29 protein-coding genes are annotated in these 25,560 nt (G+C 68.9%); 15 read left to right on the top strand and 14 right to left on the bottom strand.

Features of this window, described 5'->3' with window-relative positions:
• The first annotated feature begins 47 nt into the window (after nt 1-47).
• The 3 genes from VF522_RS09145 (at nt 48) to VF522_RS09135 (ending at nt 1,951) form a co-directional block, all read left to right on the top strand.
• Nucleotides 48-569, top strand: coding sequence for a gamma carbonic anhydrase family protein (locus tag VF522_RS09145; protein WP_330907935.1), 522 nt, complete (start codon nt 48-50; stop codon nt 567-569).
• Nucleotides 569-1,534 (top strand): Hsp33 family molecular chaperone HslO, encoded by a 966-nt coding sequence (locus VF522_RS09140; protein WP_330907934.1) that lies wholly within the window; start codon nt 569-571, stop codon nt 1,532-1,534. Before VF522_RS09145 ends, VF522_RS09140 begins: the two co-directional genes overlap by 1 nt.
• 138 nt (nt 1,535-1,672) lie before the next feature.
• Nucleotides 1,673-1,951, top strand: coding sequence for a hypothetical protein (locus VF522_RS09135; RefSeq protein WP_330907933.1), 279 nt, complete (start codon nt 1,673-1,675; stop codon nt 1,949-1,951).
• A gap of 19 nt (nt 1,952-1,970) precedes the next feature.
• Here VF522_RS09135 and VF522_RS09130 read toward each other — a convergent pair whose 3' ends face one another.
• The 6 genes from VF522_RS09130 to VF522_RS09105 all read right to left on the bottom strand — a co-directional run bounded on the left by VF522_RS09130 (nt 1,971) and on the right by VF522_RS09105 (nt 7,369).
• Nucleotides 1,971-2,624, bottom strand: coding sequence for an ATP-binding protein (locus VF522_RS09130; RefSeq protein ID WP_330907932.1), 654 nt, complete (start codon nt 2,622-2,624; stop codon nt 1,971-1,973).
• Nucleotides 2,625-2,697: 73 nt separating this feature from the next.
• A complete protein-coding gene (locus tag VF522_RS09125; RefSeq protein ID WP_330907931.1) occupies nt 2,698-2,973 on the bottom strand; it encodes a septum formation initiator family protein in 276 nt (91 codons plus the stop codon).
• 97 nt (nt 2,974-3,070) lie between these two features.
• Entirely contained in the window at nt 3,071-4,354 is a 1,284-nt protein-coding gene (gene eno, locus VF522_RS09120) for a phosphopyruvate hydratase (protein WP_330907930.1), read from the bottom strand.
• 144 nt (nt 4,355-4,498) lie between these two features.
• Nucleotides 4,499-4,807: a DUF1330 domain-containing protein gene (locus VF522_RS09115; RefSeq protein WP_330907929.1), complete on the bottom strand. Its 309-nt coding sequence runs from the start codon at nt 4,805-4,807 to the stop codon at nt 4,499-4,501.
• 17 nt (nt 4,808-4,824) lie between these two features.
• Nucleotides 4,825-5,682, bottom strand: a complete 858-nt coding sequence (kdsA, locus tag VF522_RS09110; RefSeq protein WP_330907928.1) for a 3-deoxy-8-phosphooctulonate synthase — start codon at nt 5,680-5,682, stop codon at nt 4,825-4,827.
• Between the two features lies 1 nt (nt 5,683).
• The gene (locus VF522_RS09105; RefSeq protein ID WP_330907927.1) at nt 5,684-7,369 is read right to left on the bottom strand and encodes a CTP synthase; all 1,686 of its coding nucleotides are present in this window, start codon (nt 7,367-7,369) and stop codon (nt 5,684-5,686) included.
• Between the two features lie 177 nt (nt 7,370-7,546).
• Here VF522_RS09105 and coaBC point away from each other — a divergent pair, with 177 nt between their 5' ends.
• The 3 genes from coaBC to VF522_RS09090 all read left to right on the top strand — a co-directional run bounded on the left by coaBC (nt 7,547) and on the right by VF522_RS09090 (nt 9,902).
• Nucleotides 7,547-8,761: a bifunctional phosphopantothenoylcysteine decarboxylase/phosphopantothenate--cysteine ligase CoaBC gene (coaBC, locus tag VF522_RS09100; protein ID WP_330907926.1), complete on the top strand. Its 1,215-nt coding sequence runs from the start codon at nt 7,547-7,549 to the stop codon at nt 8,759-8,761.
• Between the two features lie 9 nt (nt 8,762-8,770).
• Complete coding sequence (gene dut, locus VF522_RS09095; protein ID WP_330907925.1) at nt 8,771-9,217, top strand: dUTP diphosphatase; 447 nt, start codon at nt 8,771-8,773, stop codon at nt 9,215-9,217.
• Between the two features lie 169 nt (nt 9,218-9,386).
• Nucleotides 9,387-9,902, top strand: coding sequence for a glycine zipper 2TM domain-containing protein (locus VF522_RS09090; protein WP_330907924.1), 516 nt, complete (start codon nt 9,387-9,389; stop codon nt 9,900-9,902).
• A 59-nt stretch (nt 9,903-9,961) separates the two neighbouring features.
• On the opposite strand, the gene VF522_RS09085 is transcribed toward VF522_RS09090, so the two are convergent.
• Complete coding sequence (locus tag VF522_RS09085) at nt 9,962-10,456, bottom strand: FKBP-type peptidyl-prolyl cis-trans isomerase (protein WP_330907923.1); 495 nt, start codon at nt 10,454-10,456, stop codon at nt 9,962-9,964.
• Between the two features lie 22 nt (nt 10,457-10,478).
• Here VF522_RS09085 and VF522_RS09080 point away from each other — a divergent pair, with 22 nt between their 5' ends.
• From VF522_RS09080 to VF522_RS09070, 3 genes are all read left to right on the top strand, one after another.
• Nucleotides 10,479-11,609 (top strand): JmjC domain-containing protein, encoded by a 1,131-nt coding sequence (locus tag VF522_RS09080; protein ID WP_330907922.1) that lies wholly within the window; start codon nt 10,479-10,481, stop codon nt 11,607-11,609.
• The gene (locus VF522_RS09075) at nt 11,606-12,100 is read left to right on the top strand and encodes a hypothetical protein (protein WP_330907921.1); all 495 of its coding nucleotides are present in this window, start codon (nt 11,606-11,608) and stop codon (nt 12,098-12,100) included. The genes VF522_RS09080 and VF522_RS09075 overlap by 4 nt, the downstream gene beginning before the upstream one ends.
• Nucleotides 12,101-12,263: 163 nt before the next feature.
• Nucleotides 12,264-12,470 carry a hypothetical protein gene (locus VF522_RS09070; protein WP_330907920.1) on the top strand — a complete coding sequence of 69 codons (207 nt, stop codon included), beginning with the start codon at nt 12,264-12,266 and terminating at the stop codon, nt 12,468-12,470.
• 65 nt (nt 12,471-12,535) lie between these two features.
• On the opposite strand, the gene VF522_RS09065 is transcribed toward VF522_RS09070, so the two are convergent.
• The 7 genes from VF522_RS09065 to VF522_RS09035 form a co-directional block, all read right to left on the bottom strand.
• Nucleotides 12,536-13,312 (bottom strand): MBL fold metallo-hydrolase, encoded by a 777-nt coding sequence (locus tag VF522_RS09065; RefSeq protein WP_330907919.1) that lies wholly within the window; start codon nt 13,310-13,312, stop codon nt 12,536-12,538.
• 2 nt (nt 13,313-13,314) lie between these two features.
• Complete coding sequence (gene bamC, locus VF522_RS09060; protein WP_330907918.1) at nt 13,315-14,391, bottom strand: outer membrane protein assembly factor BamC; 1,077 nt, start codon at nt 14,389-14,391, stop codon at nt 13,315-13,317.
• A gap of 23 nt (nt 14,392-14,414) precedes the next feature.
• Nucleotides 14,415-15,302 carry a 4-hydroxy-tetrahydrodipicolinate synthase gene (dapA, locus tag VF522_RS09055; protein ID WP_330907917.1) on the bottom strand — a complete coding sequence of 296 codons (888 nt, stop codon included), beginning with the start codon at nt 15,300-15,302 and terminating at the stop codon, nt 14,415-14,417.
• Nucleotides 15,303-15,334: 32 nt separating this feature from the next.
• Nucleotides 15,335-15,871 carry a class I SAM-dependent methyltransferase gene (locus tag VF522_RS09050; protein ID WP_330907916.1) on the bottom strand — a complete coding sequence of 179 codons (537 nt, stop codon included), beginning with the start codon at nt 15,869-15,871 and terminating at the stop codon, nt 15,335-15,337.
• An 82-nt stretch (nt 15,872-15,953) separates the two neighbouring features.
• The gene (locus tag VF522_RS09045; RefSeq protein ID WP_330907915.1) at nt 15,954-16,760 is read right to left on the bottom strand and encodes an SDR family oxidoreductase; all 807 of its coding nucleotides are present in this window, start codon (nt 16,758-16,760) and stop codon (nt 15,954-15,956) included.
• A 123-nt stretch (nt 16,761-16,883) separates the two neighbouring features.
• A complete protein-coding gene (locus VF522_RS09040) occupies nt 16,884-17,015 on the bottom strand; it encodes a hypothetical protein (RefSeq protein WP_330907914.1) in 132 nt (43 codons plus the stop codon).
• 4 nt (nt 17,016-17,019) lie between these two features.
• Nucleotides 17,020-18,243 (bottom strand): MFS transporter, encoded by a 1,224-nt coding sequence (locus tag VF522_RS09035; protein ID WP_330907913.1) that lies wholly within the window; start codon nt 18,241-18,243, stop codon nt 17,020-17,022.
• Nucleotides 18,244-18,402: 159 nt separating this feature from the next.
• Between VF522_RS09035 and VF522_RS09030 the strand changes: the two genes are divergently transcribed.
• The 6 genes from VF522_RS09030 to VF522_RS09005 are packed head-to-tail and all read left to right on the top strand — an operon-like array spanning nt 18,403 to nt 25,479.
• Nucleotides 18,403-20,367: a DNA topoisomerase IV subunit B gene (locus VF522_RS09030; protein ID WP_330907912.1), complete on the top strand. Its 1,965-nt coding sequence runs from the start codon at nt 18,403-18,405 to the stop codon at nt 20,365-20,367.
• Nucleotides 20,368-20,380: 13 nt separating this feature from the next.
• The gene (locus VF522_RS09025) at nt 20,381-20,899 is read left to right on the top strand and encodes a GNAT family protein (RefSeq protein WP_330907911.1); all 519 of its coding nucleotides are present in this window, start codon (nt 20,381-20,383) and stop codon (nt 20,897-20,899) included.
• Complete coding sequence (locus VF522_RS09020) at nt 20,896-21,744, top strand: lytic transglycosylase domain-containing protein (protein WP_330907910.1); 849 nt, start codon at nt 20,896-20,898, stop codon at nt 21,742-21,744. The genes VF522_RS09025 and VF522_RS09020 overlap by 4 nt, the downstream gene beginning before the upstream one ends.
• Before the next feature lie 49 nt (nt 21,745-21,793).
• A complete protein-coding gene (locus VF522_RS09015; RefSeq protein WP_330907909.1) occupies nt 21,794-22,930 on the top strand; it encodes a GGDEF domain-containing protein in 1,137 nt (378 codons plus the stop codon).
• Nucleotides 22,931-22,939: 9 nt separating this feature from the next.
• Complete coding sequence (gene parC, locus VF522_RS09010) at nt 22,940-25,273, top strand: DNA topoisomerase IV subunit A (RefSeq protein ID WP_330907908.1); 2,334 nt, start codon at nt 22,940-22,942, stop codon at nt 25,271-25,273.
• Nucleotides 25,270-25,479, top strand: coding sequence for a hypothetical protein (locus tag VF522_RS09005; protein WP_330907907.1), 210 nt, complete (start codon nt 25,270-25,272; stop codon nt 25,477-25,479). Before parC ends, VF522_RS09005 begins: the two co-directional genes overlap by 4 nt.
• The last annotated feature ends 81 nt before the right edge of the window (nt 25,480-25,560 follow it).

Genomic DNA, 25,560 nt, shown 5'->3' with positions numbered 1-25,560 from the left:
ACTTAGAAAAGTCGCCTCCGGCGACTTTTCTAAGTTAAGGAGAAACAATGGCGATCTATGAATTGGACGGCATGGCGCCGCAACTCGGCAAGGGCGCATGGGTCGCCGACAACGCGGAGGTGATCGGGCAGGTGGAGCTGGGCGACAACGCCAGCGTCTGGTACGGCTGCGTGGTGCGCGGCGACACCGAGAAAATCCGCATCGGCGCCAACACCAACATCCAGGACGGCTCGGTGCTGCATGCCGACGCCGGCGTGCCGCTCACCATCGGCGACAACGTCACCGTCGGCCACCAGGTGATGCTGCACGGCTGCACCGTCGGCGAAGGTTCGCTGATCGGCATCCAGGCCGTCGTGCTGAACCACGCGAAGATCGGCAGGAACTCGATCGTGGGCGCCGGCAGCGTGGTCACCGAGGGCAAGGAGTTCCCGGACAACTCGCTGATCGTCGGCGCCCCCGCCAAGGCGATCCGCACGCTCGATGCCGCGCAGATCGCGAAGTTCCAGACCATTCCCGCCCACTACGTCGAAAACGCCCGCCGGCACGCCAAACGCAAGAAGATCGGCTGATGTCCGAATTGCACAAGTTCCTGTTCGACGGCCTGCCGGTGCGCGGCATGATCGTGCGCCTGACCGACGCCTGGACCGAGATCCTCGCGCGGCGCCGCGCCGACGACGCCCAGTCCACCTGGCCCTGGCCGGTGATGCAGATGATGGGCGAGATGGCCGCCGCCGGCGTGCTGATGCAGTCGAACATCAAGTTCAACGGCGCGCTGATCATGCAGATCTTCGGCGAAGGGCCGGTGAAGGTCGCGGTGGCCGAGGTCCAGCAGGACCTGAGCCTGCGCGTGACGGCCAAGGTGGTGGGCGAGGTCGCTTCCGATGCGCACCTGCAGGACCTCGTCAACGTCAACGGCCGCGGCCGCTGCGCGATCACGCTCGACCCGAAGGACCGGCTGCCGGGCCAGCAGGCCTACCAGGGCGTGGTGCCGCTGAATGCGACGCCGGGGGCGGGCCAGCCGGACCTCGCCGGCGTGCTGGAGCACTACATGCGCCAGTCGGAGCAGCTCGATACCAGGCTGGTCCTGGCGGCCAGCGAGACGGTGGCCGCGGGACTGCTGATCCAGCGCCTGCCCGCCGAAGGCGAAGGCAACATCGCGCACGGCCGCAGCATGGACCCGGCCGAACAGCTCGAGCACTTCAACCGCATCGCCATCCTGGCGGGCAGCCTGCGCGCCGAGGAACTGCTGGAGCTCGACATCGAGACGGTGCTGCGCCGCCTGTTCTGGCAGGAGAAGATGCTGCGCTTCGACCCGCAGACGCCGCGTTTCGCCTGCACCTGCAGCCGCGAACGCGTGTCCGGCATGATCAAGGGCCTGGGCCAGGACGAGGCCGGGAGCATCATCGCCGAACGCGGCGAGATCGACGTGACCTGCGACTTCTGCGGCCTGCATTACCGCTTCGATGCGGTGGATGCCGCGCAGCTGTTCACCGCGCCGGGCGACCGGCCTCCCGGCCCGTCGACCGTGCAGTAGCGCCCGGCGCGATGGGCGCGGGGCGGTGACGTAAGCATCGTCCGACAGGCGCGTCAGGCGGCGCCTGTCACCGCGTGTCCCGTCCGGCGCGTTGCGGCAGAGGGCCTCGCCCTTTCCAACGACATCAAGGACAACACCATGCACAAGCTGCTTGCCGCGCTGATCGCCTCCCTGGCGGTTTCCTTCGCCTTCGCCCAGGCCACGCCGGCCACGCCGGCGGCTCCCGCCACCCCGGCGGCTCCCGCCACGGGCGCGGGCACCACCGCGACGCCGGCGACGCCGTCCACCGGCGCCATGCCTTCCACCGGCAGCGACAAGCCGGCCGCATCCATGGAGAAGAAGACGACCACCAAGAAGGCCACCGCCAAGAAGACGGCCAAGAAGAAGACGATGAAGAAGAAGGCCGCGCGCGGCTGAGCGGCGGCGCGGGACGCGCCTAACCGCGCGTTTCGCGCAGCTTCGTGAACAGGCGGTGCTCGCAGGCCGGGTCGCTGCATTTCTCGCACACCCAGGTCCAGGCGCGCGCGGCACCGCAGTCGTCCGCCCGTTGCGCGGTGCCGTCCGGCAGCACGCCGGCGGACTGCAACGCGTGCAGGGCGCCCTGCAGCCGCAGGGCGCCGCTGCCGTACACCACCTGGTAGGCGACGCCGGCGCGCTGCAGCAGCGTGCGCACCAGTGCATCGACCGGTTCGCGCGGCGCCGCGGCGCCGCGGTGCAGGCCGTCCGGCACCCAGGGCAGGTCGAGGCCGGTGACGAGGGTGGCGTCGTAGCCGCGCTGGCGCGCGAGCGCGAAGCGGTCGAGTTCCGAATCCTCGAACAGCATCCCCGAATGCACCAGCACCATCAGCGCGGTGGTATCGGCGATCACGTAGTCGGCCGCGGCCGAATCCACCAGCCGTTCCTGTTCCTGCGCGATCGCGAGCTGTTCTTCCGGGCGCGGCGCGCGCCCTTGTCGGGTGCACCACGTGCGCAAGACTTCGGGCACCGCGACGGCACTGTGGCCGCGCTCGCGCAGGTGGGCGGCGAGCCCGGTGGCGAGTTGCGTCTTGCCGGTGCTTTCCGCGCCGAGGAGGGCGATGCGGCGGGCCATATTGGATATTCTGGATCCCGGCCTGCGCCGGGATGACGCACGCGTCGCACGCATCCGCATGCGGTGCCGAGCGTCACTTCACGATCTGGACGTAGATCTCGTTGGGCTTGACCATGCCCAGCTCCGAACGCGCCTTCTCTTCCACCGTCTCCAGGCCTTCCTGCAGGTCGCGGACTTCGGAGCCGAGGCGCTCGTTGGCCTGCTGGGCGACGGCGTTCTTCGCCTTCTGCTCGTCCAGCTTCTGCCGCATGTGCGCGACGTCGCCGACGCTGCCGCGGCCCAGCCAGAGCTGGGCCTGCACCACGGCCAGCAGGCCGATCAGGAGGGCAGCGACGGCGCGTGAGCTCAAGAAACAGTAACCTCCCCCAGGCTTGTCCGCTTCGCGGCCTTCTCCTCCCCCCTCCGCAAGCGGAGGGGGCGAGCGCCTTCGGGCGGCCGTGCGGCGCTCATCGGAGGTTGTAGAAGGCGGACCGGCCCGGGAACTGCGCGATGTCGCCGAGGTCTTCCTCGATGCGCAGCAGCTGGTTGTACTTGGCCATGCGGTCCGAGCGCGAGAGCGAGCCGGTCTTGATCTGGCCGGCGTTGGTGCCCACGGCGATGTCGGAGATCGTGGAGTCCTCGGTCTCGCCGGAGCGGTGCGAGATCACGGCCGTGTAGTTGGCGCGCTTGGCCATCTCGATGGCGGCGAAGGTCTCGCTGAGCGTGCCGATCTGGTTGATCTTGATCAGGATCGAATTGGCGATGTTCTTCTCGATGCCCTCTCGCAGGATCTTGGTGTTGGTGACGAACAGGTCGTCGCCCACCAGCTGCACCTTCTTGCCCAGGCGTTCGGTCAGCAGCTTCCAGCCGTCCCAGTCGCCCTCGGCCATGCCGTCCTCGATGCTGATGATCGGGTACTTGCCGACCCAGCTCTCGAGCATGCTGGTCCAGTCGGCGGCGCCGAGGCGCTCGCCCTCGGCCGACAGGTCGTACACGCCGTCCTTGAAGAACTCGCTGGAGGCGCAGTCCAGGCCCAGCGCAATCTGCTCGCCCGGCTTGTAGCCGGCCTTCTCGATCGCCTGCAGGATCATCTGGATCGCCGCTTCGTGGTTCTCCACGTTGGGAGCGAAGCCGCCTTCGTCGCCCACGGCGATCGACATGCCCTTGTCGTGGATGATCTTCTTCAGCGCGTGGAACACCTCGGCGCCGTAGCGCAGCGCCTCGCGGAAACTGGGGGCGCCCACGGGGATGATCATCAGCTCCTGGAGGTCCAGGTTGTTGTTGGCGTGCGCGCCGCCGTTGACGACGTTCATCATCGGCACCGGCAGCTGGCAGCCGTTCATGCCGCCGAAGTAGCGGTACAGCGGCAGGCCGGATTCCTCGGCCGCCGCGCGCGCCACCGCCATCGACACGGCCAGCATCGCGTTGGCGCCCAGGCGGCTCTTGTTCTCGGTGCCGTCCAGGTCGATCAGCGTCTTGTCGAGGAAGTTCTGCTCGGAGGCGTCGAGGCCCAGCACCGACTCGGAGATCTCGGTGTTGATGTGCTCCACCGCCTTCAGCACGCCCTTGCCCAGGTAGCGCTGCGGGTCGCCGTCGCGCAGCTCGATCGCTTCGCGCGAGCCGGTGGACGCGCCGGACGGCACGGCCGCGCGGCCCATGGTGCCCGACTCCAGCAGGACGTCGCATTCCACGGTGGGGTTGCCGCGCGAGTCCAGGATCTCGCGGCCGACGATGTCAACGATGGCGCTCATTCAAGTTTTCTCTCGTTTTAAAAACCAGTAACCGGACGCAGAAGGCGCAAAGGTTTCGCAGAGGACGCAGAAAGAGTCCATTTCAAGGATCCTTTTGCGATCTCTGCGAAACCTTTGCGTCCTCTGCGTCCGGCTGTTTGCATTTCAGACCGGTGCCGCCACACCTTCGACCAACACCATGTTGAAGTACTCGGTGCAGCCTTCGCGGAAGCCGCGCGCCAGCGTGTACTTCTCGCCGTCGTAGAAGGCCTTGGCCTGCTCGTAGCTGGGAAAGCGCAGCATCGCCACGCGGTGGGGCTGCCAATCGCCTTCCAGCGTCTCGTGGCGGCCGCCGCGCACCAGGTACTCGCCGCCCGCGGCCTTCACGGCCTCCGGGGCCCGTGCCATGTAGTCCTTGTAGCGCTCGGGATCCGTGATGTTCATCTCGACGAGCAGGTAGGCGGGGGCGGGCATGGCAAGTCTCCTTGGATTCAGGCGGCGAAGTCGTTTTCGAGGAAGCCGTTCTTCTTGGTGATGCGATCGAGTTCGACCAGCGTCTCCAGCAGCGCGCGCATGTGCTTCAGCGGCACCGCGTTGGGGCCGTCGGACAGCGCCTTGGCGGGATCGGGGTGGGTCTCCATGAAGAGGCCCGCCACGCCGACCGCCACCGCCGCGCGCGACAGCACCGGCACGAATTCTCGCTGGCCGCCCGAGCTGGTGCCCTGGCCGCCGGGGAGCTGCACCGAGTGCGTGGCGTCGAACACGACCGGCGCTCCGGTCTCGCGCATGATCGCCAGCGAGCGCATGTCCGAGACCAGGTTGTTGTAGCCGAAGCTGGCGCCGCGCTCGCAGGCCATGAAGCTGTCTTCCGGCAGGCCCTTCTCGCGCGCGGCGTCGCGGGCCTTCTGGATCACGTTCTTCATGTCGCCGGGAGCGAGGAACTGGCCCTTCTTGATGTTGACCGGCTTGCCCGATTGCGCCACCGCGCGGATGAAGTCGGTCTGGCGGCACAGGAAGGCGGGCGTCTGCAGCACGTCGACCACTTCGGCGACCGTGGGGATCTCGGCCTCGGTGTGCACGTCGGTGAGGATCGGCACCTTCAGTTCGCGCTTGACCTTGGCCAGGATCTCGAGGCCGCGGGTCATGCCGGGGCCGCGGAAGCTGGTGCCGGAGGAGCGGTTGGCCTTGTCGTAGCTGCTCTTGAAGATGAAGGGGATGCCCAGCGAGGAGGTGATCTCCTTCAGCTGGCCGGCGACGTCCATCTGCAGCTGCTCGGATTCGACCACGCAGGGTCCGGAGATGAGGAAGAAAGGCTGCTGGAGCCCGACTTCGAAACCACACAACTTCATGTCAGGCCACCACTTTCAGGGACTTGCCGCCGGTGCCCGGCTGGACGCTGGCCTGGGGGCCGAGGGCGGCGTGGATGAAGGAATTGAACAGGGGGTGCCCGTCCCACGGCGTCGACTTGAACTCGGGGTGGAACTGCACGCCCATGAACCACGGATGCACGCTCTGCGGCAGTTCGACGATCTCCGTGAGCTGCTCGCGCTGGGTCAGCGCGGAGATCACGAGGCCGGCCTTGCGCAGCTGGTCCAGGTATTGCACGTTGGCTTCGTAGCGGTGGCGGTGCCGCTCGGTCACCACGTCGCCGTAGATCTGGTGCGCCAGCGTGCCCCTGGCGACGTCGGAGCTTTGCGCGCCCAGGCGCATCGTGCCGCCCAGGTCGGACTTCTCGGTGCGCGTCTTGATCGTGCCGTCGGCGTCCTTCCACTCGGTGATCAGCGCGATCACGGGGTGCGGCGTCTGGGGCTCGAACTCGGTGCTGTTGGCGTCCTTCAGGCCGGCGACGTCGCGGGCGTACTCGATCGTGGCGACCTGCATGCCCAGGCAGATGCCCAGGTAGGGCACCTTGTTCTCGCGGGCGAAGCGGGCCGCGGCGATCTTGCCTTCGATGCCGCGCTTGCCGAAGCCGCCGGGCACCAGGATCGCGTCGTACTTCGAGAGCTGCTTGACCGTGTCGGGCGTGATCGTCTCGGAGTCGAGGTAGTCGATCTTGACGTGCACGTGGTTCTTCAGGCCGGCGTGGCGCAGCGCCTCGTTGAGCGACTTGTAGCTGTCCGACAGGTCGACGTACTTGCCGACCATCGCGATCGTCACTTCGCCGCGCGGATGCTCCACCTCGTACACCAGGTCGTCCCAGCGCTTGAGGTTGGCCGGCGGCGTGTTCAGGCGCAGCTTGTCGCAGATCAGGCCGTCGAGGCCCTGCTCGTGCAGCACGCGCGGCACCTTGTAGATCGTGTCGACGTCCGGCATGGAGATCACGCCCCACTTCGGCACGTTGGTGAACAGGCTGATCTTCTCGGCCTCGTCCTCGGGGATGTTGCGGTCGGCGCGGCACAGCAGGGCGTCGGGCTGGATGCCGATCTCGCGCATCTTCTGCACGGTGTGCTGCGTCGGCTTGGTCTTGAGCTCGCCGGCGGCCTTGATGAAGGGCACGTAGGTGAGGTGGACGAAGGCGGAATTGTTCGGGCCGTGCTTGAGCGCCATCTGGCGCACGGCCTCCAGGAAGGGCAGGGACTCGATGTCGCCCACGGTGCCGCCGATCTCCACGATCGCGACGTCCACTTCGCCCGGCGTGCCGATGGCGGCGCCGCGGCGGATGAATTCCTGGATCTCGTTGGTGACGTGCGGGATCACCTGCACGGTCTTGCCGAGGTAGTCGCCGCGGCGTTCCTTCTCCAGCACCGACTTGTAGATCTGGCCGGTGGTGAAGTTGTTGGCCTTGCGCATGCGCGTGGTGACGAAGCGCTCGTAGTGGCCGAGGTCCAGGTCGGTTTCCGCGCCGTCGTCGGTGACGAACACCTCGCCGTGCTGGAAGGGGGACATCGTGCCCGGATCCACGTTGATGTAGGGATCGAGCTTGATGAGGGTGACTTTGAGGCCCCGCGACTCCAGGATCGCTGCGAGGGAGGCTGAGGCGATTCCCTTGCCCAGGGAGGACACCACACCGCCGGTGACGAAGACGAATTTGGTCATGTCAGGTCGGGAGGTCCGCTCCCGGGGAGGTGGTAAAGCGAGATTATAAGGAAACCCCTTGTCATTCCCGCGGAGGCGGGAATCCAGGGCGCCGGAAAACAACGCGCTGCGCGCGTTGCCGAATGCCCTGGATCCCCGCCTGCGCGGGGATGACGAGCTCCTCATTACACTTGAGCCATGAACGACCTCGCCGGCAAGCACATCGTCCTCGGGCTCACCGGCGGCATTGCCTGCTACAAGGCGGCGGAATTGTGCCGGGCCCTCGTGAAGGAGGGCGCCACCGTGCAGGTGGTGATGACCGAGGCGAGCGAGCAGTTCATCACGCCGGTCACCATGCAGGCGCTGTCGGGCCGTCCGGTCTACACCTCGCAGTGGGACCCGCGCGAGCCGAACAACATGCCGCACATCAACCTGTCGCGGCAGTCCGACGCCATCCTCATCGCCCCCTGCAGCGCGGACTTCATGGCGCGGCTGGTGCATGGGCGGGCCGACGAGCTGCTGTCGCTGATGTGCCTGGCGCGTCCCGTCGACCGCGTGCCGCTGCTGATCGCGCCGGCGATGAACCGCGAGATGTGGGCGCATCCGGCGACCCAGCGCAACATGGCGCAGCTCGCCGCCGACGGCGCGACGATGCTGGGCGTGGGGACCGGCTTCCAGGCCTGCGGCGAGACCGGCGACGGCCGCATGCTGGAGCCGCACGAACTGCTGGAGGACCTGGTCGCCTTCTTCCAGCCCAAGGTGCTGGCGGGGAAGAGGGTGGTGATCACCGCCGGCCCCACCTTCGAGGCGCTGGACCCGATCCGCGGCATCACCAACCACTCCTCGGGGAAGATGGGCTTCGCGATCGCGCGCGCCGCGCGCGCGGCGGGCGCCGACGTCGCGCTGGTGGCCGGCCCCGTGAGCGTGGCGACGCCGCGCGGCGTGCGCCGCATCGACGTGAAGTCCGCGCGCGACATGCTGGCGGCCACGCAGGCCGAAGTGCCGCGGGCCGACGTCTTCATCGCCGCGGCCGCCGTCGCCGACTGGCGCCCGGCCACCGAGGCCGACCACAAGATCAAGAAGGACGGCAGCGGCGACGCGCCGACGGTGCGGTTCACCGAGAACCCCGACATCCTCGCCACCGTGGCGAAGACGGAGCGCGCGAAGAACGGGGCGCTGTTCTGCGTGGGCTTTGCCGCGGAGAGCCACGACCTCGTCAAGCACGCCAAGGCCAAGCGCGAGCGCAAGGGCATTCCGCTGCTGGTGGGCAACATCGGGCCGCTGACCTTCGGCCAGGACGACAACCAGATGCTGCTGGTGGATGCCGAGGGCGTGACGGAGCTGCCGCGCGCCACCAAGACCGAATGCGCGCGCCGCCTCGTGGCCGAGATCGCGCGCCGCCTGAAGACCTGAACACCAAGAATGCAAGTCGACGTCAAGATCCTCGATCCGCGCATGGCGGACCAGTTGCCCACCTATGCCACCCCGGGCAGCGCGGGTCTCGACCTGCGCGCCTGCCTGGACGAGCCGCTGACCCTGGAGCCGAACGCGTGGAAGCTGGTGCCGACCGGCATCGCGATCTGGCTGAAGGACCCGGGCTACGCGGCGCTGATCCTGCCGCGCTCCGGCCTCGGCCACAAGCACGGCATCGTGCTGGGCAACCTGGTGGGACTGATCGACAGCGACTACCAGGGGCAGCTGATGGTGAGCGCCTGGAACCGCAGCGACACGACCTTCACGCTCCAGCCGATGGAGCGCCTCGCGCAGCTGGTGATCGTGCCGGTGATGCAGGCGTCCTTCCACGTCGTCGCGGAATTCCCGCCTACGCAGCGGGGCGCCGGCGGCTACGGCTCGACAGGGAAGAGCTGATGCACCCGCGCGTGCGTTCGCGCTGACAGCCTGAACAACCCAGGCCTACACCAACGTGCGTGAAACCCTGCGGCTGCGCGGGGCTTTGTTTGGCTTCAATGACTGTACAGGGCTCGGCAATGGTGTCGTGCCATGTGAAGTCTTGTCCACCGAACGAAGGAGAATTTGCATGAACATCTCTCGCCTGACGACCGTCGTTGTTGGCGGTCTGGCCGCCGCGATGCTGGCTGCCTGCGCTTCCGAACCCCTGGGCCCGACGGTCCGCACGACCACCTATCCCACCTATCCCGTGACGACCGCGGCCTATCCGGTGGCGACCACCCAGGTGGCCGGCATGGAATACGGCCGCATCCTGAACATCGAGTACATGCCCGTCGGCAGCACCCAGTCCACCGGCCCGAACATCCTGGGCGCCGTGGTGGGCGGCCTGGCCGGTGCGGCGCTGGGCAACCAGATCGGCAGCGGCAGCGGCCGCACCGCGGCCACCGTGCTGGGTGGCGTGGCGGGTGCCGCGATCGGCAACAACATCGCCCGCAACTCGCAGGGCGCGACCACCGCTCCCGGCTACCGCATCACGATGCAGTCGGACCAGGGCGTGATCCGCACCTATGAAGTGCCGGCCACCGGCGACCTGCGCGTGGGCGACCGCGTGCGCGTGGACAACGGCGTGATCTATCGCGCTTGAGCAGCACAGGCTCCATGAAAAACGCCCGGCGCAGCCGGGCGTTTTTCATTCCCGGCGGCTTAACCGCCGATCTTGAAGAAGCCGGTCCCGAGCGTCCCCCGGCCCACCTCCTCTTCCGTCGCTTCCCGCACCGCCTCCACCTTCAGGTGCAGCCGCAAGGCAATGCCGGCGAGCGGATGGTTGCCGTCCACCACCACGTGCTCGGGATAGATCTCGGTCACGGTGTAGAGCAGGTCGCGCGGCGCGTCCTGGCTGGTGGCGCCGGCGGGCAGGCCCTCGAAGGTCATGCCTTCCTCCAGCTCCGCCGGGAACACCGAGCGCGGCTCGAGGAACACCCGTTCCTCCTCGTAGTCGCCGAACGCATCCTCCGGCTCCAGGTGCAGGTCGACGCGGTCGCCCGGCTCGTGGCCCTGCAGGGCCTCCTCGATCTTGGCCAGCAGGTCGCTGCCGCCCACCAGGAACTCCACCGGCTCCTCCAGGCGATCGAGTTCCTCGCCGAGCGTGTCCTTCAGGGTCCAGGTCAGCGCGACGACGCAGTGCGATGTGATTTCCATAGGAGAATTGTCGCAGCTCCCCATGCAGACCACACGACCCACGCCCCTCCTCGGCGGCCTCTCGCCCGCCCAGTTCATGAAGAGGCACTGGCAGAAGAAGCCGCTGCTGGTCCGCAATGCCTTTCCCGGTTTCCAGCCGCTGCTCGCCCCGCGCGAGCTGTTCGCGCTGGCGGCCAGGGAGGAGGTGGAATCGCGCGTCGTGATGCGCGAAGGCAAGTCCTGGCGCCTGCAGCGCGGCCCGTTCGCGCGGCGCGCGCTGCCCGCGCTGAAGCGGAAGGACTGGACCCTGCTGGTGCAGGGCGTGGACCTGCACGACGAGGCCGCGCACGCGCTGCTGCACCGGTTCTCCTTCCTTCCCGCCGCGCGGCTGGACGACCTGATGATCAGCTTCGCCACCGACGGCGGCGGCGTCGGGCCGCACTTCGACAGCTACGACGTGTTCCTGCTGCAGGCGCAGGGCCAGCGGCGCTGGCGCATCGGGCGGCAGGACGACCTCGCGCTGCAGGAAGGCGTGCCGCTGAAGATCCTGGAGAACTTCCGTGCCGAGGAAGAGTACGTGCTGAACCCCGGCGACATGCTCTACCTGCCGCCGCGCTATGCGCACGACGGCGTCGCGGTGGGCGAGTGCCAGACCTATTCGATCGGCTTCCGCGCGCCGGCGCAGGCGGAGCTGGCGCGCGAGCTGCTGCAGCGCATCGCCGACGAGGCCGCCGGGGACGCGCCGGAGCGGCTGTACCGCGATGCGTCGCAGCCGGCGACCGACGCGCCGGGCGCCGTCCCCGCCGCGCTGGCGGAGTTCGCGCAGGCCGCGCTCGCCGCGGCGCTGAAGGATGCGTCGGCGCTCGATCGCGCGCTCGGCGAATACCTCACCGAGCCCAAGTCCAACGTCTGGTTCGAGCCGGCCCGTGCGCCGCGCCGCCTGCAGGGCGTGCGGCTCGACCCGCGCACCCGCATGCTGCACGACCGGCGCCACGTGTTCATCAACGGCGAGGCCTGGCGTGCCGGCGGGCGCGACGCGGCGCTGATGCGCCGGCTGGCGGACCGGCGCCGGCTGGAGCCGCGCGAGGTGGCGGACGCGAGCGAAGCCGCGCGCGAGCTGCTGCTGTCCTGGTGCGAGGCCGGCTGGCTGCATGCGGAAGGAGGGGGTGCGTGAACGACATCGTCGAACTGCCATCGCGCAGGTTCCAGGGCCGCGAGGACTTCCGCCAGCTGGTGCGCGACGCGCTGGCCTGCGCCGCGCGCGACGGCTGGCGCGAGATCGTGCTGAGCGACGCCACTTTCGAGGACTGGCCGCTCGGCGAGCGCGCCGTCGCCGACTCGCTGCAGGCCTGGGCGAAGTCGGGGCGCAGGATGGTGCTGCTGGCGCGCAAGTACGACGACGTCGTGCGCCTGCACGCGCGCTTCGTTCAGTGGCGCACCGCCTGGTCGCACATCGTCACCGCCAGTGCGTGCGCGAGTGCCGACCCGCTGGAGCTGCCCAGCGCCCTCTGGAGCCCCGCATGGACGCTGGAGCGGCGCGAGCACGAGCACAGCATCGGCTATTGCGGCGGCGAGCCCGAGCGCCGCGTCGCAGTGCGCGAGCTGCTCGACGCCTGGCTGCAGAAAGCCACGCCGGCCTTTGCCGCGTCCACGCTGGGCCTGTAGGAAAAGTTTCGCGCGCCGAACCGCCCGGTCCGGGAATAATCAACAAAAGGCTATAATGCTTGGCTGAGCTGGAAGGCGTGAGCTTTCTCGTTCCCGTCGATGGCGCGCCTGCCGCCAAGGACAAAAATTTCCGGTTCGTGTCCCAACCTAGAAGGAAACTGAAATGAAGAAATCGCTCGTTCTGGCCGCCCTGGTCGCCGCCGCTGCCCTCGCCGCCTGCGGCAAGAAGGAAGAGCCGGCGCCCGCGCCCGCTCCGGCTCCCGCCGCTGCTCCCGCCCCGGCTCCGGCTCCCGCCGCTGCCCCGGCTGCCGAAGCTGCTGCTTCCGCCGCCGCCGGTTCCGCTTCCGCCGCTGCCAGCGCTACCAAGTAAGCAGCTCGCGACAGCGACGAAAAAGCCGCCCTCGGGCGGCTTTTTCTTTGGTTCGTTTCGGGGCTTCAGGCGCCCAGCCAATGGCTGCCGCTGCGTCCGTCGGCGATGTGGACCTCGGCGGCGGTGCCGAGCGCGTCCACCAGGGCCTGCCGCGCGAGCTCGGGCGTGTTGTTCTGTTCGCTCAGGTGCGCCGCCACCACCTGCCGCAGCGCGCCGGCGGCCACCAGCGATCGCGCCAGCGCCGCGGCCGCGCTGTTGGCCAGGTGACCCCAGCCGCCCCCCACGCGCCGCTTCAGGAAGGGCGGGTAGCTGCCGCCCATGAGCATCTGCTCGTCGTGATTGCATTCCAGCAACAGGGTGGCGCAACCCGCGAGTTCCTGCGCGACGTGCGCCGTGACGTGGCCCAGGTCGGTCAGCACGCCGAAGCGGACGTCGCCGTCGGTGCAGGTGAGCTGCAGCGGCTCGCGCGCATCGTGCGGCACGGTGAACGGCCGCACCTGCATGCCGCCGAGGTCGATGGTCGCGCCGTCGCAGGCGATGCGCAGCAGACCGTCGAAGTCCGGCTCGCCGATGGCCGCGTAGGTGCCTTCGCTCATGTACACCGGGATGCGCTCGCGCACCGCGAGCTGGCGCGCGCAGCCGATGTGGTCGCCATGCTCGTGGGTGATGAAGATGGCGTCGACGTGGTCGGCCATCATGCCGGCGGCACCCAGGCGCTTGTCCAGCTCCCGGATGCCGAGGCCGCAGTCGACCAGCAGGTGCGTGAGGCCCGTGGCGCCGCGCGCCTGGATCACCGTGGCGTTCCCCGAACTGCCGCTGCCCAGGCTCTTGAACCGGATCACCGTTACTTCAGGTCGTCCGCGATGACCTGCACGATGCGCTGCGCGTTGGCCGACGTTTCCGGCGTGCCGTTGGCGTTGAACACCGAGACCGTGGTGGTCTCGCCCTCGGTCTTCAGGTTGATGCGGAACTTCAGGGGCGCCTCGGCGCGCTCGCGGCTGAACAGGCGGCCGAGGAAGCCGGGGTCCTTCTTGTCCGGGTTGGGCGGCACGTAGCGCACGAAGTACGTGCCCTGGCTGCGGTCGCGGTCTTCCACGGTGAAGCCGGTGCGGTCCAGGGCCAGGCCGACGCGGCGCCAGGCGCGGTCGAAGGGCTCGTTGATCAGGACCACCGGCTGGTTGTTCACCGAGGCGATGCGCGACGTGGCCGTGGCGGGCGCGGTGTTGACGGCGGCCTGGGCCTGCGCCTGCGGCGCGCCGAGGCGGACCATCAGTCGGCGCAGGAATTCGGCTTCCAGCTCGGGATCGGCCGGGCGCGGCTGCCAGACGGTCTGTTCCTTCTGGTTGCTGTTGTAGACCTCCACCATGCCGCGGTGGCTGACGTAGATCTCGGTGCCGCCGCTGGAGGAACGCTCCAGGCGCGTGCGGAACTTGTCGCGCTCCGGCGTGGAGTACACCGAGTCGAGCAGCTTGCCCAGCGTGCTGCGGATGAAGTCCTGCGGCAGCTTGGCGCGGTTCTCGGCCCAGTCGGTTTCCATGATGCCCAGGTTGGACTGGTCCATCGCCAGCAGGAAGCCGTTCTCCTGCCAGAAGTCGCGCACCAGCGGCCAGAGCTGGTCGGCCGGCCGGTTCACCACCAGCCAGCGCTGGTTGCCGGCGCGCTCGATGCGCACGTCGCCCACGGCGGTGGCCGCGGTGGGCACGCCGGGCAGCGACTGGCCCAGCTGGTAGTTGCTGGCCGAAACCGCGCCACCGGGCATGGCATAGCGCGTATCGCGCGACAACTGCGTCAGGTCCGGCGGCACCTCCAGCGAACTGCCGCGGGACGCGGTCTTGTAATCGATCTTGTCGCCTTCCATCACGGAGCAGGCGGACAGCGCGGCCGCCAGGGCGAGCAGGCCGAACTTCACGGTCAACTTCATGGAATCCCCTCTATCGTTTCTCTTCAGGCCAGCAGGCCGGCCGCGCGCAGCGCGGCTTCGACCACCGGCTCGTTGGCGGGCGCCAGCGGCGTCATCGGCAGGCGCATCGTCGCGCCCATCAGGCCCATGCGGGCCATGGCCCATTTCACCGGGATCGGGTTGGCTTCCACGAACAGGTGCTTGTGCACGGGCATCAGCTTGCGCTGGATCTCCATCGCCTTCCTCGCGTCTCCCGCGACCGCGGCCACGCACAGTTCGTGCATCAGGCGCGGCGCGACGTTGGCGGTCACGCTGATGTTGCCCTGGCCGCCGCACAGCATCAGCGCCACGGCGGTCGGGTCGTCACCGGAATAGATGGCGAAGCCCTGCGGGCAGTCGCGGATCAGCCATTGCGCCCGCTCGATGTTGCCCGTGGCTTCCTTGATGCCGACGATGCCGGGCACTTCGGCCAGGCGCAGCACGGTGTCGTGCAGCATGTCCGCGACGGTGCGGCCGGGCACGTTGTACAGCACCATGGGCAGGTCGCCGGTGGCCTCGGCGATCGCCTTGAAGTGCCGGTACTGGCCTTCCTGCGTGGGCTTGTTGTAGTAGGGCACGACCTGCAGCTGGCAGTCGGCGCCGACCTTCTGCGCGTACTTCGCCAGCTCGATCGCCTCCAGCGTGGAGTTCGCGCCGCAGCCGGCCATGATCGGCACGCGGCCGCGCGCCTGTTCGACGGACACGCGGATGATCTCGCGGTGTTCCTCGACGTCGACGGTGGGCGACTCGCCGGTGGTGCCGACCACGCCGATGCAGTCGGTGCCTTGCTCGATGTGCCAGTCGACGAGCCTGCGCAGGGCGGGGTAGTCGACGCTGCCGTCGTCGTGCATCGGCGTCACGAGGGCGACGATGCTGCCAGTAATCGGTGTCATGGGCTTCTTCCCGGGGAATGGCGGATTGTAGGCTAGAGCATGTATCGCTCAGGTGTAGGGCCGGGCCGCTGGCGCACCGCCGCGATCCGCTGCACGAAGCGGGGTGGCGCGTCGAGGAAGCCGTCCTCGAAGGCGACCACGCGCAGGCCCGGGTAGGCGCGCAGCAGTTCGCCCGGCGCCAGCAGGAAATCGGGCCGCGACGGCTTGCCGACCGTTTCGTTGCCCTGCGCGAAGGTCTCGTGCAGCAGCACGCCGCCGGGGGCGACGCTGTCGAGGATGCGCGGGAAGAGGGCGCGCCAGAGGTAGTTGGTGACGACCACCGCGTCGAACTGCCGGCCCGCCAGTGGCCAGGGGCCGTTCTCGATGTCGGCGGCGATGGTTTCGCCGGCACCCGTCAGGCTGGCCAAAGCGTCGGCGTCGCGGTCGACGCCGGTGACGCGATGCCCGCGCTGCGCGAACCAGCGCAGGTGCCGCCCGCGCCCGCAGGCGAGATCCAGCACCGTGCCGCCGGCGGGCACCAGGTGGCTCCAGCGGACGATCCAGGGGGATGCTTCTTCGGTTCCGTGCATGCGTGATTGTGACCAACTCCCCCTGCGGGGGAGGGTTGGGGAGGGGGCGCTGGGGGCGCTCCGGACGCCGGGGCGCCCGCCCTCAGTGCGGCCGCGCTTCCTGCTTCAGCGCCGCCAGCGCCATCCGGTCCACCACGCCCGGCGCGAGCAGCTTCAGGAAGCGGCCGATCTTGCCCTTGGCCGTCATCACGATGTCGCGCTCGCGCCGTTCCATCCCGTCGACGATCAGCCGCGCGCATTCCTCCACCGACATCGCGTCGTCTTCCTTCAGCCCGCTGAAGCCCGCCGGTTCGCCGCGCGCGTTGTAGCCGCGGTGGCGCAGGTGGGTGGTGACCACGCCGGGATAGGCGATGGTGACGCTCACCCCGGCCTGGCGCAGTTCGGCGCGCAGCGCCTCGAAGAAGCCGGTCATGGCGAACTTGGTCGCCGCGTAGGCGGTGCGTCCCGGCACGCCCAGCAGGCCGGACAGCGAACTCACCGCGACAATGCGCCCGCGCGCGGCCTTGACGTGGGGCAGGGCGGCGTGGGTGCACCAGACGGAGCCCCACAGGTTCACCCGCATCAGGTCTTCGTACCAGCGCAGGTCCTGCACGTCCTCGAACAGCGCCTGGGCCGACATGCCCGCGTTGTTCACCAGCGTGTCGATGCGGCCGAAGCGCTCGACGCTGCGCGCGACGAGATCGCGGCACTGCGTCTCGTCGGAGACATCCATGGGGATGCAGAGCACTTCGCTGCCTTGCGCGCGGCATTGCGCGGCGACGGCCTCGAGCTTGCCGGCGTTGCGCGCGGCGAGCACCAGCGCGATCGCCGACTTGTGGCGGACGGCGAGCTGGCGCGCCATCTCCGCGCCGATGCCGTCGGAACCGCCCGTGATGATGGTGACGTTCATGGCGGCGACTGTAATCGCGCCTGTCGAGCGGCCGAAGGTGGCTCCCCCTAAAGGGAGAGGAGGCAATCCCTAGCGGAGATTCACTTGACCCTGAAAAGTCGCTTGCGACTTTTCAGGGTTAAGTCAACGAAAGCAGGCCCAGATCATGTCGCCCATGGCGACCATCATGTCCGGGCGCGTGTAGAGGACGAAGACCGCCGCCAGCGCTGCCGTCGCGGCGCCGTAGGCCAGCAGCTTCTTCGTCCGTGCCGCCATGGGCTCAGGCTCCCTGCGGCACCGCGCCGCGGGCGATCGGCGCCTCGCGCACCGGCAGGTTCACGATCGCCGCGAACACGCCCAGCGCGATGGAGATGTACCAGACGATGTCGTAGCTGCCGGTGCGGTCGTACAGCAGGCCGCCCAGCCACACGCCCATGAAGGAGCCGATCTGGTGGCTGAAGAAGACGAAGCCGCCCAGCATCGACAGGTGCGCCACGCCGAAGATCTGCGCGATGGTGGCATTGGTCGGTGGCACCGTGGACAGCCACAGCACGCCCATCACCGCGGAGAAGATGTAGACCGACATCGGCGTCAGCGGCGCCCACAGGAACACGGCGATCGCGATGGAGCGCCCCAGGTAGATCGCCGCCAGGATCTTGCGCTTGGCGAGCTTCTGGCCCAGCGTGCCGGCGATGTAGGTGCCGAACACGTTGAACAGGCCGATCAGCGCCAGCGCGTAGCTCGCCACTTGCGGCGACAGGCCCTTGTCCTTCAGGTAGCTGGGCATGTGCACGCCGATGAACACCACCTGGAAGCCGCAGACGAAGTAGCCGGCCATCAGCAGCTGGAAGCTGGGGTACTTGAACGCTTCGCCCAGTGCCTGGAAGATGGTCTGCTCGCGCTTGACCGGCGCGGCACCGCCCCCGAAGCCCGGCTCGCGCAGCCCGAAGGCCAGCGGCGAGATCAGCAGCACGACGACGGCGAGCACCAGCAGCGCCTGCTGCCAGCCCAGGCCGGAGATGAGGAAGCCTTCCACCGGCACCATCAGGAACTGGCCGAAGGAGCCGGCCGCCGCCGCCACGCCCATGGCCCACGAGCGCCTGGCCGGATCGATCTGCCGGCCGATCACGCCGTAGACCACCGCGTACGTGGTGCCGGCCTGGGCCGCGCCGATCAGCACGCCGGCGGTGAGGCTGAAGATGAATGCGTTCGGCGACAGCGCCATGCCCGCCAGGCCCAGCGCATAGAGGACCGCGCCGCCGATCAGCACGCGGAAGGCGCCGAAGCGGTCGGCCAGCATGCCGGCGAAGATGCCGATGAAGCCCCAGGCCAGGTTCTGGATGGCGATCGCGAAGGCGAAGGTCTCGCGGCTCCAGCCCTGGGCCTGCGTGACGGGCTGCAGCCACAGGCCGAAGCCGTGGCGGATGCCCATGGACAGGGTGACGATCATGGCGCCGCAGGCGAGCACCTGCGCCATGGAAAGCTTGCGTTCGGCGGGGGACATGGCGGCGACTGTAGCGAGAAGGCCTCACGAACGCTTGCCGCGGGCCTGACAACCCTGTTGAAATGTTTTGGGGGGATTGATGAAGGCCACGCATCAATGTAGGCTGGGCTGTACAGACATCCAGTGAGGCGCCCCGCGCCGACTAAAATCCGCAGCCCTATGGCGACCAAACCATCCGAGTATTCCGAAGGTTCCATCCGCGTGCTCAAGGGCCTCGAGCCCGTGAAGCAGCGGCCCGGCATGTACACGCGCACCGACAACCCCCTGCACATCCTGCAGGAGGTGTTGGACAACGCGGCCGACGAAGCCCTGGCGGGGCACGGCAAGCGCATCCGCGTGATCCTGCACGCCGACCAGTCCGTCAGCATCGAGGACGACGGCCGCGGCATCCCCTTCGGCCTGCATCCCGAGGAGAAGGCCCCGGTGATCGAACTGGTGTTCACCCGCCTGCACGCGGGCGGCAAGTTCGACAAGGGCAAGGGCGGCGCGTATTCCTTCTCCGGCGGCCTGCACGGCGTGGGCGTGTCCGTCACCAATGCGCTGGCCAGGCGGCTGGAAGCCACCAGCTACCGCGACGGCGAGGTGGCGACGCTCGCCTTCTCCGGCGGCGACGTCGTCGAGAAGCTGAAGAGGCGCAAGGGCGGCGCCGAGGACCGCAGGCAGGGCACCACGGTGCGCGTATGGCCCGACGCCAAGTACTTCGAGTCCACCCAGCTGCCGATGAACGAGCTGGCCCACCTGCTGCGCAGCAAGGCGGTGCTGATGCCCGGCGTGACGGTGCAGCTGCACGACGAGAAGAAGAAGGACACCCAGACCTGGCAATACAAGGGCGGCCTGCGCGACTACCTGATGCAGACCCTCACGGCCGATCCGGTGATCCCGCTGTTCGAGGGCGAGGGCTACGCCGAGAACAACGAGAACTTCGCCGAGGGCGAGGGCGCGGCCTGGTGCGTGGCCTTCACGGAAGACGGCCAGCCGATGCGCGAGAGCTACGTCAACCTGATCCCCACCACCGCCGGCGGCACGCACGACAGCGGCCTGCGCGACGGCCTGTTCAACGCCGTCAAGAGCTTCATCGAGCTGCACAACCTGCAGCCCAAGGGAGTGAAGCTGCTGCCGGAGGACGTGTTCGCCCGGGCTTCCTACGTGTTGTCGGCCAAGGTGCTGGACCCGCAGTTCCAGGGCCAGATCAAGGAGCGCCTGAACTCGCGCGACGCGGTGCGCCTGGTCTCCAGCTTCGTGCGCCCGGCGCTGGAGCTGTGGCTCAACCAGCACGTGGAATACGGCAAGAAGCTCGCCGAGCTCGCGATCCGCGCGGCGCAGTCGCGCCAGCGGGCGGGCCAGAAGGTCGAGAAGCGCAAGGGCTCCGGCGTCGCCGTGCTGCCCGGCAAGCTGACCGACTGCGAGAGCAAGGACCTCTCGCACAACGAGGTCTTCCTGGTGGAGGGCGACTCCGCCGGCGGCAGCGCCAAGATGGGCCGCGACAAGGAATGCCAGGCGATCCTGCCGCTGCGCGGCAAGGTGCTCAACACCTGGGAGGTGGAGCGCGACCGCCTGTTCGCCAACACCGAGATCCACGACATCGCGGTGGCGATCGGCGTCGACCCGCACGGGCCGAACGACACGGTGGACCTCTCGGGCCTGCGTTACGGAAAGATCTGCATCCTGTCGGATGCCGACGTCGACGGCTCGCACATCCAGGTGCTGCTGCTGACGCTGTTCTTCCGCCACTTCCCCAAGCTGATCGAATCGGGCAACGTGTATGTCGCACGGCCGCCGCTGTTCCGCGTGGACACCCCGGCGCGCGGCAAGAAGCCGGCCGGCAAGCAGTACGCGCTGGACGCGGGCGAGCTCACGGCGATCCTCGACAAGCTGCGCAAGGAAGGCGTGGCCGAGGGCAAGTGGACCATCAGCCGCTTCAAGGGCCTGGGCGAGATGAGCGCGGAGCAGCTGTGGGAGACCACGCTCAATCCCGACACCCGCCGCCTGCTGCCGGTGCAGCTGGGCAAGTTCGATTTCTCGGGCACCGAAAACCTCATCACCAAGCTCATGGGCAAGGGCGAAGCCGCCGCGCGGCGCGAGCTCATGGAGCTGCATGGCGATGCGGTGGAGATCGACATCTGATGGTTGACGTGAAATGACCCGCGTCCGCCTGCGCCCCACCATGCAGAGCGACCTGGACTACGTTCTCACGCTCGAGCGCGATCCGGAGAACCTGCCTTACATCACGCCCTGGGAAAAGATCCAGCACGAGGCGGCGATCCGCTTCCCGGACTTCCGGCATTTCATCGTCGAGGCCGGGCCCGACCTGGACCGCGCCGGCTTCCTGATCCTGATCGGGTGCCGCAACCAGCACCTGTCGATCGAGCTCAAGCGCATGGTCGTGCAGCACAAGCACCAGGGCTTCGGGCGCGCGGCGCTGCGCGTGGCCAAGAAGGTCGCCTTCGACGACCTGGGCGCCCACCGCTTCTGGCTGGATGTGAAGAAGCGCAACACGCGGGCCAAGGCCCTTTACGACTCGGAAGGCTTCCAGTTCGAGGGCGAATTGCGCGAGGCCGTGAAAATCGAGGGTGGCTACGATTCCCTCGTCGTCCTGTCCATGCTGCAATCCGAATTCGCGCAGCGTCGCAGCCGCGCGCTGGAACTGCAGGCATGAAACGCGCCTTCGCCTCCGCCGTCGCCGTCGTGCTGGCCACGCTGTGGCTGGCGCCGGCGCGCGCCGAGGTGTGGGGCTACGTGGACGAAAGGGGCGTCGCCCATTTCTCCGCCGAGAAGGTCGACGAACGCTACGAGCTGTTCTTCCGCGGTGGCGAGAGCTTCGACACCGGGCAGGGCGTGGCCACGCCGCGCTCGGTGGCGGTTCCCAGCGCCTCCACCAGCAAGCTGATCGCCTTCTTCGAGATCTCGCCCAGCTACAAGCAGGTGAAGCACCACCTGCGCGAGGCGTCGAAGGAGCACGGGGTCGACATCGAGCTGCTGCAGGCCCTGATCGCCACCGAGTCGGGGTTCGACCCGGCGGCCGTGTCGCCCAAGGGCGCGGTGGGGCTGATGCAGATCATGCCGGCGACGGCCCAGCGCTATGGCGTGAAGGCCGACCGCAAGGCGCCGGTGACGCAGAAGCTGTTCGACCCGCGGACCAACGTGCGCACCGGCACGCGCTACCTCGGCTACCTGATCCGCAGGTTCCCCGAACGGCTGGAGCTCGCCCTTGCGGCCTACAACGCGGGCGAGGGGGCCGTGCAGCGCGCCGGCAACCGCATCCCCGACTACCGCGAGACGCAGAACTACGTGAAGACGGTGATGCAGCTGTACACCATGCTGAAGCCGCCGGCGATGACGCCGGCGCCCCCCGAGACGCCGCATCGCGTGCGCATGGAAATGCCGGCCCCGAACGCCGCGCGCCGGAACCTCCCGCCCGTCATCGCCCCGGCGCCTGCCGCGGCGCCCGCGGCGCAGCCCGATTCGCTGCCCGACGGCGCGAGCGACTACGACAGGCACTGATGCACTTGCCGCAGCCGTCCGGCGCACCGCAATCCTCCGCTTCCCCCGCATGATCGACCGCATCGATCCGGCGCACCTGTGGCTGGGCGCCTGCGTGGGCGCGCAGGTGCTGCTGGTGCTGTTCTGCGTCATCCAGGCCAATGCCTTCCGCGAGCGGGCCTTCCTGCTGCATGGGGCGGCGACGCTGATGGCGGTGGTGGCGGTGCAGTCGCTGCTCGGCCAGGACCCGCTGCTGCACTCCGCCGTGCTGCTGCTGGTGCCCGCGATCGCCGGCATGCACCTGCTGGACCTGCTCTCGCATGCCGGCGGCCTGCGCAGCGCGCGGCGCTGGCTGCTGGGCGTGAGCGCCGGTGCGCTGCCCGCGCTCGCCATCGCCGGCGTCTACACGGCGGGCGCGCTCGCGGCCGGCATCGTGCTCTGGTGCGCGGTGGCCGTCCTGGCGCTGGTGCCCGCGTGGCGGCAGAGCAAGCCCTGGATCTGGTGGATGCCGCCCGGCATCGCGGCGCTCGCCTTCGCCACGCTGGCCGTCGCCGCCCACGTCACGCCCTACACGGTGCAGGACGCAGTGCTGCTCGCAGGCCTGCTCACGCTGTGGTCCGCCTGCGGCTATCTCGCCACGGCCTGGCGCGGCCGCATCCTCGGCGAGACCCGTGCCCGCATCCTGGCGCGCAACACGATCGACCCGCTCACGGGCCTCGCCACGCCGCTGGTGCTGGGCGAGCGCGTGCGCGCGGCGCGCCACCTCACGCGGCGCTACGGCCATCCCAGCGTGCTGATGGTGGTGAACGTCGACAACCTCCCGACCATCGGCGCCGAGTTCGGGCCCGAGGCGGCGGAGTCCGCCGTGCTGGCGGCGGCCAGCCGCGTGCGCGAATCGCTGCTGCGGGACGGCGACGTCGCCGCGCGGCTGGCGCATGCGCGAATCGGCGTGCTGGTCGAAGGCGTGGCGCCCGGCCAGGCGGCCTCCGCCGTGGCAGGGCGTATCCTCGTGGCCGGACTCAAGGATCCCCTGCCTGCGCTGAGGGCCGAATTCCTGCGCTTCCGCATCGTGCTCGCCGCGGTGCCCGGCGCGGACGTCGCGCCGAAGGTGCTGCTGCATCGCCTCAACGCGCGCCTGGACCACGAAGTGCTGGCCGCGTCGGAACGCCGCATCGTGACCCTCACCCAGGAAGAACTGCTTGCATAGACAAGGACCATGGAACAAGAACTGATCTCGTTCGACAACGCCGGCGGCGGCGACGAAGGGCTGGACCTCGCCACCTACGCCCAGCGCGCCTACCTCGAATACGCGCTGAGCGTGGTGAAGGGCCGCGCGCTGCCCGACGTGGCCGACGGCCAGAAGCCGGTGCAGCGGCGCATCCTCTATTCGATGTACCGCATGGGCCTGGGCTTCGGCGCCGGCAGCGGCGCCAAGCCCGTGAAGAGCGCGCGCGTGGTGGGCGACGTGCTGGGCCGCTTCCATCCGCACGGCGACCAGGCCGCCTACGACGCGCTGGTGCGCATGGCGCAGGACTTCGCGCAGCGCTACCCGCTGATCGACGGCCAGGGCAACTTCGGCAGCCGCGACGGCGACGGCGCCGCGGCGATGCGCTACACCGAGGCGCGCCTGTCGAAGATCTCCAACCTGCTGCTCGACGAGATCGACGAGGGCACGGTCGAATTCGTCCTCAACTACGACGGCAGCACGCAGGAACCGGTGGTGCTGCCGGCGCGCCTGCCCTTCGCGCTGCTCAATGGCGCGAGCGGCATCGCGGTGGGCCTCGCGACCGAGATCCCGTCGCACAACCTGCGCGAGGTGGCCGAGGCCTGCGTCGCGCTGGTGAAGAACCCCAAGCTGTCCGACGAGGACCTGTTCAGCCTGGTGCCCGGGCCGGACTACCCGGGCGGCGGCCAGGTGATCAGCAGCGCCGCGGACATCGCCGACGCCTACGGCAGCGGCCGCGGCTCGCTCAAGGTGCGCGCCCGCTGGAAGATCGAGGACCTCGCCCGCGGGCAGTGGCAGCTGGTGGTGACCGAACTGCCGCCGGGCGTGAGCACGCAGAAGGTGCTCGAGGAGATCGAGGAACTCACCAACCCCAAGGTGAAGGCCGGCAAGAAGTCGCTGACGCAGGACCAGCTGCAGCTGAAGCAGTCGGTGCTCGCGGTGCTCGACGCGGTGCGCGACGAATCCAGCAAGGACGCCCCGGTGCGCCTGGTGTTCGAACCGAAGACCAGCAAGATCGACCAGAGCGAGCTCACCACCACGCTGCTGGCGCAGACCTCGCTGGAGACTTCGGCGCCGATCAACCTCACCATGGTGGGCCTGGACGGCAGGCCGACGCAGAAGTCGCTGCGCCAGATGCTCACGGAGTGGATCGAGTTCCGCCACCGCACCATCGAGCGCCGCTCGCGGCATCGCCTGGACAAGGTGATGGACCGCATCCACATCCTCGAGGGCCGGCAGCTGGTGCTGCTGAACATCGACGAGGTGATCCGGATCATCCGCAACAGCGACGAGCCGAAGCAGGCGCTGATCGCGCGCTTCAAGCTGAGCGATCGCCAGGCGGAAGACATCCTGGAAATCCGGCTGCGCCAGCTGGCGCGACTGGAAGCGATCAAGATCGAGCAGGAACTGAAGGAACTGCGCGGCGAGCAGGCGAAGCTGGAGGAGATCCTCGGCTCGCCCGCCACCCTGCGCCGCCTGATGGTCAAGGAGATCGAGGCCGACACCAGGATGTTCGGCGATGCGCGCCGCACGCTGATCCAGGCCGAGAAGAAGGCCGTGGCGGAAGTGAAGGTGATCGACGAACCGGTGACGGTCGTCGTCTCGCAGAAGGGCTGGGTGCGCGCGCGCCAGGGCCACGGCCACGATGCCGCGAGCTTCGCGTTCAAGGCGGGCGACGGCCTGTACGGAACCTACGAGTGCCGCACGGTGGACACGCTGCTCGCCTTCGGCAGCAACGGGCGCGCGTACTCGGTGCCGGTGAGCATCCTGCCGGGCGCGCGCGGCGACGGCCAGCCCCTCACCACCTTCATCGAGCTGGAGACGGGAACGCAGCTGGTGCATTACTTCGCCGGCGCGGGCAACGTCTTCCTGCTGCTTTCGAATTCGGGCGGCTACGGTTTCGTCGCGGCGGTGGAGAACATGGTGTCGCGGCAGAAAGGCGGCAAGTCCTTCGTATCGCTCGGCGCCGGCGAGACCGTGTGCCGGCCGTCCCTCGTGGGCGTGGCCGGCAAGGATTCCTTCGCCACGCACGTGTGCTGCGCTTCGACCGGCAGGCGCGTCCTCACCTTCGAGATCAAGGAACTCAAGCCCATGGCCAACGGCGGCCGCGGCCTGATGCTGATCGACCTCGAGCCGAAGGAGGAGCTTGCGGGCGCGGCGGCGTACGTGAAGTCCGTGCGCATCGCGGGCCTGGGCCGCGGCGACAAGGAAAAGGACGAAGTGCTGGAAGTGCGCTCGCTGAACAACGCCAGGGGCGCGCGCGGCCGCAAGGGCAAGCAGGTGGACCTCGGCTTCAAGCCGCTCACCGTCGTGCGGCTCGAATGATGGACGAGCCGCGCCGCCGGCTGCGCGCCGGCCAGCCGATCACGCCGCAGGAGTTCGAGGAATTCTCCGACGAGGAACTGGAGCGGCTGGTGCCGAAGAAGTACCGGGAATTCTTCCCGGGCAAGGATGCGTGCGGGGACGGGTTCTTCTACCTGCACGATGGGACGGCGTACAGCTTCTATCGCGGGGGCTTGCTGGACGAGTGAACCTTTGCGTCGGGGTTCGGCGCTGCGCGCGCTCACCCCGACCTACGAAAACCAGCCTGCTTCCCCGTAGGTCGGGGTGAG

Source organism: Ramlibacter sp., from assembly GCF_036383835.1.
Lineage (GTDB): Bacteria > Pseudomonadota > Gammaproteobacteria > Burkholderiales > Burkholderiaceae_C > Ramlibacter.
The sequence above is the reverse complement of the archived record's forward strand: the minus strand, read 5'-3'. Positions and strand labels throughout refer to the sequence as shown.

What these genes read in the sequence shown, in the direction of transcription:
- dapA (WP_330907917.1), bottom strand. Translation starts at nt 15,302, where the DNA reads ATGACACCGATTACTGGCAGCATCGTCGCCCTCGTGACGCCGATGCAC.
- VF522_RS09140 (WP_330907934.1), top strand. Translation starts at nt 569, where the DNA reads ATGTCCGAATTGCACAAGTTCCTGTTCGACGGCCTGCCGGTGCGCGGC.
- dut (WP_330907925.1), top strand. Translation starts at nt 8,771, where the DNA reads ATGCAAGTCGACGTCAAGATCCTCGATCCGCGCATGGCGGACCAGTTG.
- VF522_RS09020 (WP_330907910.1), top strand. Translation starts at nt 20,896, where the DNA reads ATGAAACGCGCCTTCGCCTCCGCCGTCGCCGTCGTGCTGGCCACGCTG.
- parC (WP_330907908.1), top strand. Translation starts at nt 22,940, where the DNA reads ATGGAACAAGAACTGATCTCGTTCGACAACGCCGGCGGCGGCGACGAA.
- VF522_RS09135 (WP_330907933.1), top strand. Translation starts at nt 1,673, where the DNA reads ATGCACAAGCTGCTTGCCGCGCTGATCGCCTCCCTGGCGGTTTCCTTC.
- kdsA (WP_330907928.1), bottom strand. Translation starts at nt 5,682, where the DNA reads ATGAAGTTGTGTGGTTTCGAAGTCGGGCTCCAGCAGCCTTTCTTCCTC.
- VF522_RS09070 (WP_330907920.1), top strand. Translation starts at nt 12,264, where the DNA reads ATGAAGAAATCGCTCGTTCTGGCCGCCCTGGTCGCCGCCGCTGCCCTC.
- VF522_RS09030 (WP_330907912.1), top strand. Translation starts at nt 18,403, where the DNA reads ATGGCGACCAAACCATCCGAGTATTCCGAAGGTTCCATCCGCGTGCTC.
- VF522_RS09085 (WP_330907923.1), bottom strand. Translation starts at nt 10,456, where the DNA reads ATGGAAATCACATCGCACTGCGTCGTCGCGCTGACCTGGACCCTGAAG.
- VF522_RS09050 (WP_330907916.1), bottom strand. Translation starts at nt 15,871, where the DNA reads ATGCACGGAACCGAAGAAGCATCCCCCTGGATCGTCCGCTGGAGCCAC.
- VF522_RS09145 (WP_330907935.1), top strand. Translation starts at nt 48, where the DNA reads ATGGCGATCTATGAATTGGACGGCATGGCGCCGCAACTCGGCAAGGGC.
- VF522_RS09045 (WP_330907915.1), bottom strand. Translation starts at nt 16,760, where the DNA reads ATGAACGTCACCATCATCACGGGCGGTTCCGACGGCATCGGCGCGGAG.
- VF522_RS09025 (WP_330907911.1), top strand. Translation starts at nt 20,381, where the DNA reads ATGACCCGCGTCCGCCTGCGCCCCACCATGCAGAGCGACCTGGACTAC.
- bamC (WP_330907918.1), bottom strand. Translation starts at nt 14,391, where the DNA reads ATGAAGTTGACCGTGAAGTTCGGCCTGCTCGCCCTGGCGGCCGCGCTG.
- VF522_RS09015 (WP_330907909.1), top strand. Translation starts at nt 21,794, where the DNA reads ATGATCGACCGCATCGATCCGGCGCACCTGTGGCTGGGCGCCTGCGTG.
- eno (WP_330907930.1), bottom strand. Translation starts at nt 4,354, where the DNA reads ATGAGCGCCATCGTTGACATCGTCGGCCGCGAGATCCTGGACTCGCGC.
- VF522_RS09080 (WP_330907922.1), top strand. Translation starts at nt 10,479, where the DNA reads ATGCAGACCACACGACCCACGCCCCTCCTCGGCGGCCTCTCGCCCGCC.
- VF522_RS09005 (WP_330907907.1), top strand. Translation starts at nt 25,270, where the DNA reads ATGATGGACGAGCCGCGCCGCCGGCTGCGCGCCGGCCAGCCGATCACG.
- VF522_RS09040 (WP_330907914.1), bottom strand. Translation starts at nt 17,015, where the DNA reads ATGGCGGCACGGACGAAGAAGCTGCTGGCCTACGGCGCCGCGACGGCA.
- VF522_RS09035 (WP_330907913.1), bottom strand. Translation starts at nt 18,243, where the DNA reads ATGTCCCCCGCCGAACGCAAGCTTTCCATGGCGCAGGTGCTCGCCTGC.
- VF522_RS09115 (WP_330907929.1), bottom strand. Translation starts at nt 4,807, where the DNA reads ATGCCCGCCCCCGCCTACCTGCTCGTCGAGATGAACATCACGGATCCC.
- VF522_RS09130 (WP_330907932.1), bottom strand. Translation starts at nt 2,624, where the DNA reads ATGGCCCGCCGCATCGCCCTCCTCGGCGCGGAAAGCACCGGCAAGACG.
- VF522_RS09090 (WP_330907924.1), top strand. Translation starts at nt 9,387, where the DNA reads ATGAACATCTCTCGCCTGACGACCGTCGTTGTTGGCGGTCTGGCCGCC.
- VF522_RS09105 (WP_330907927.1), bottom strand. Translation starts at nt 7,369, where the DNA reads ATGACCAAATTCGTCTTCGTCACCGGCGGTGTGGTGTCCTCCCTGGGC.
- coaBC (WP_330907926.1), top strand. Translation starts at nt 7,547, where the DNA reads ATGAACGACCTCGCCGGCAAGCACATCGTCCTCGGGCTCACCGGCGGC.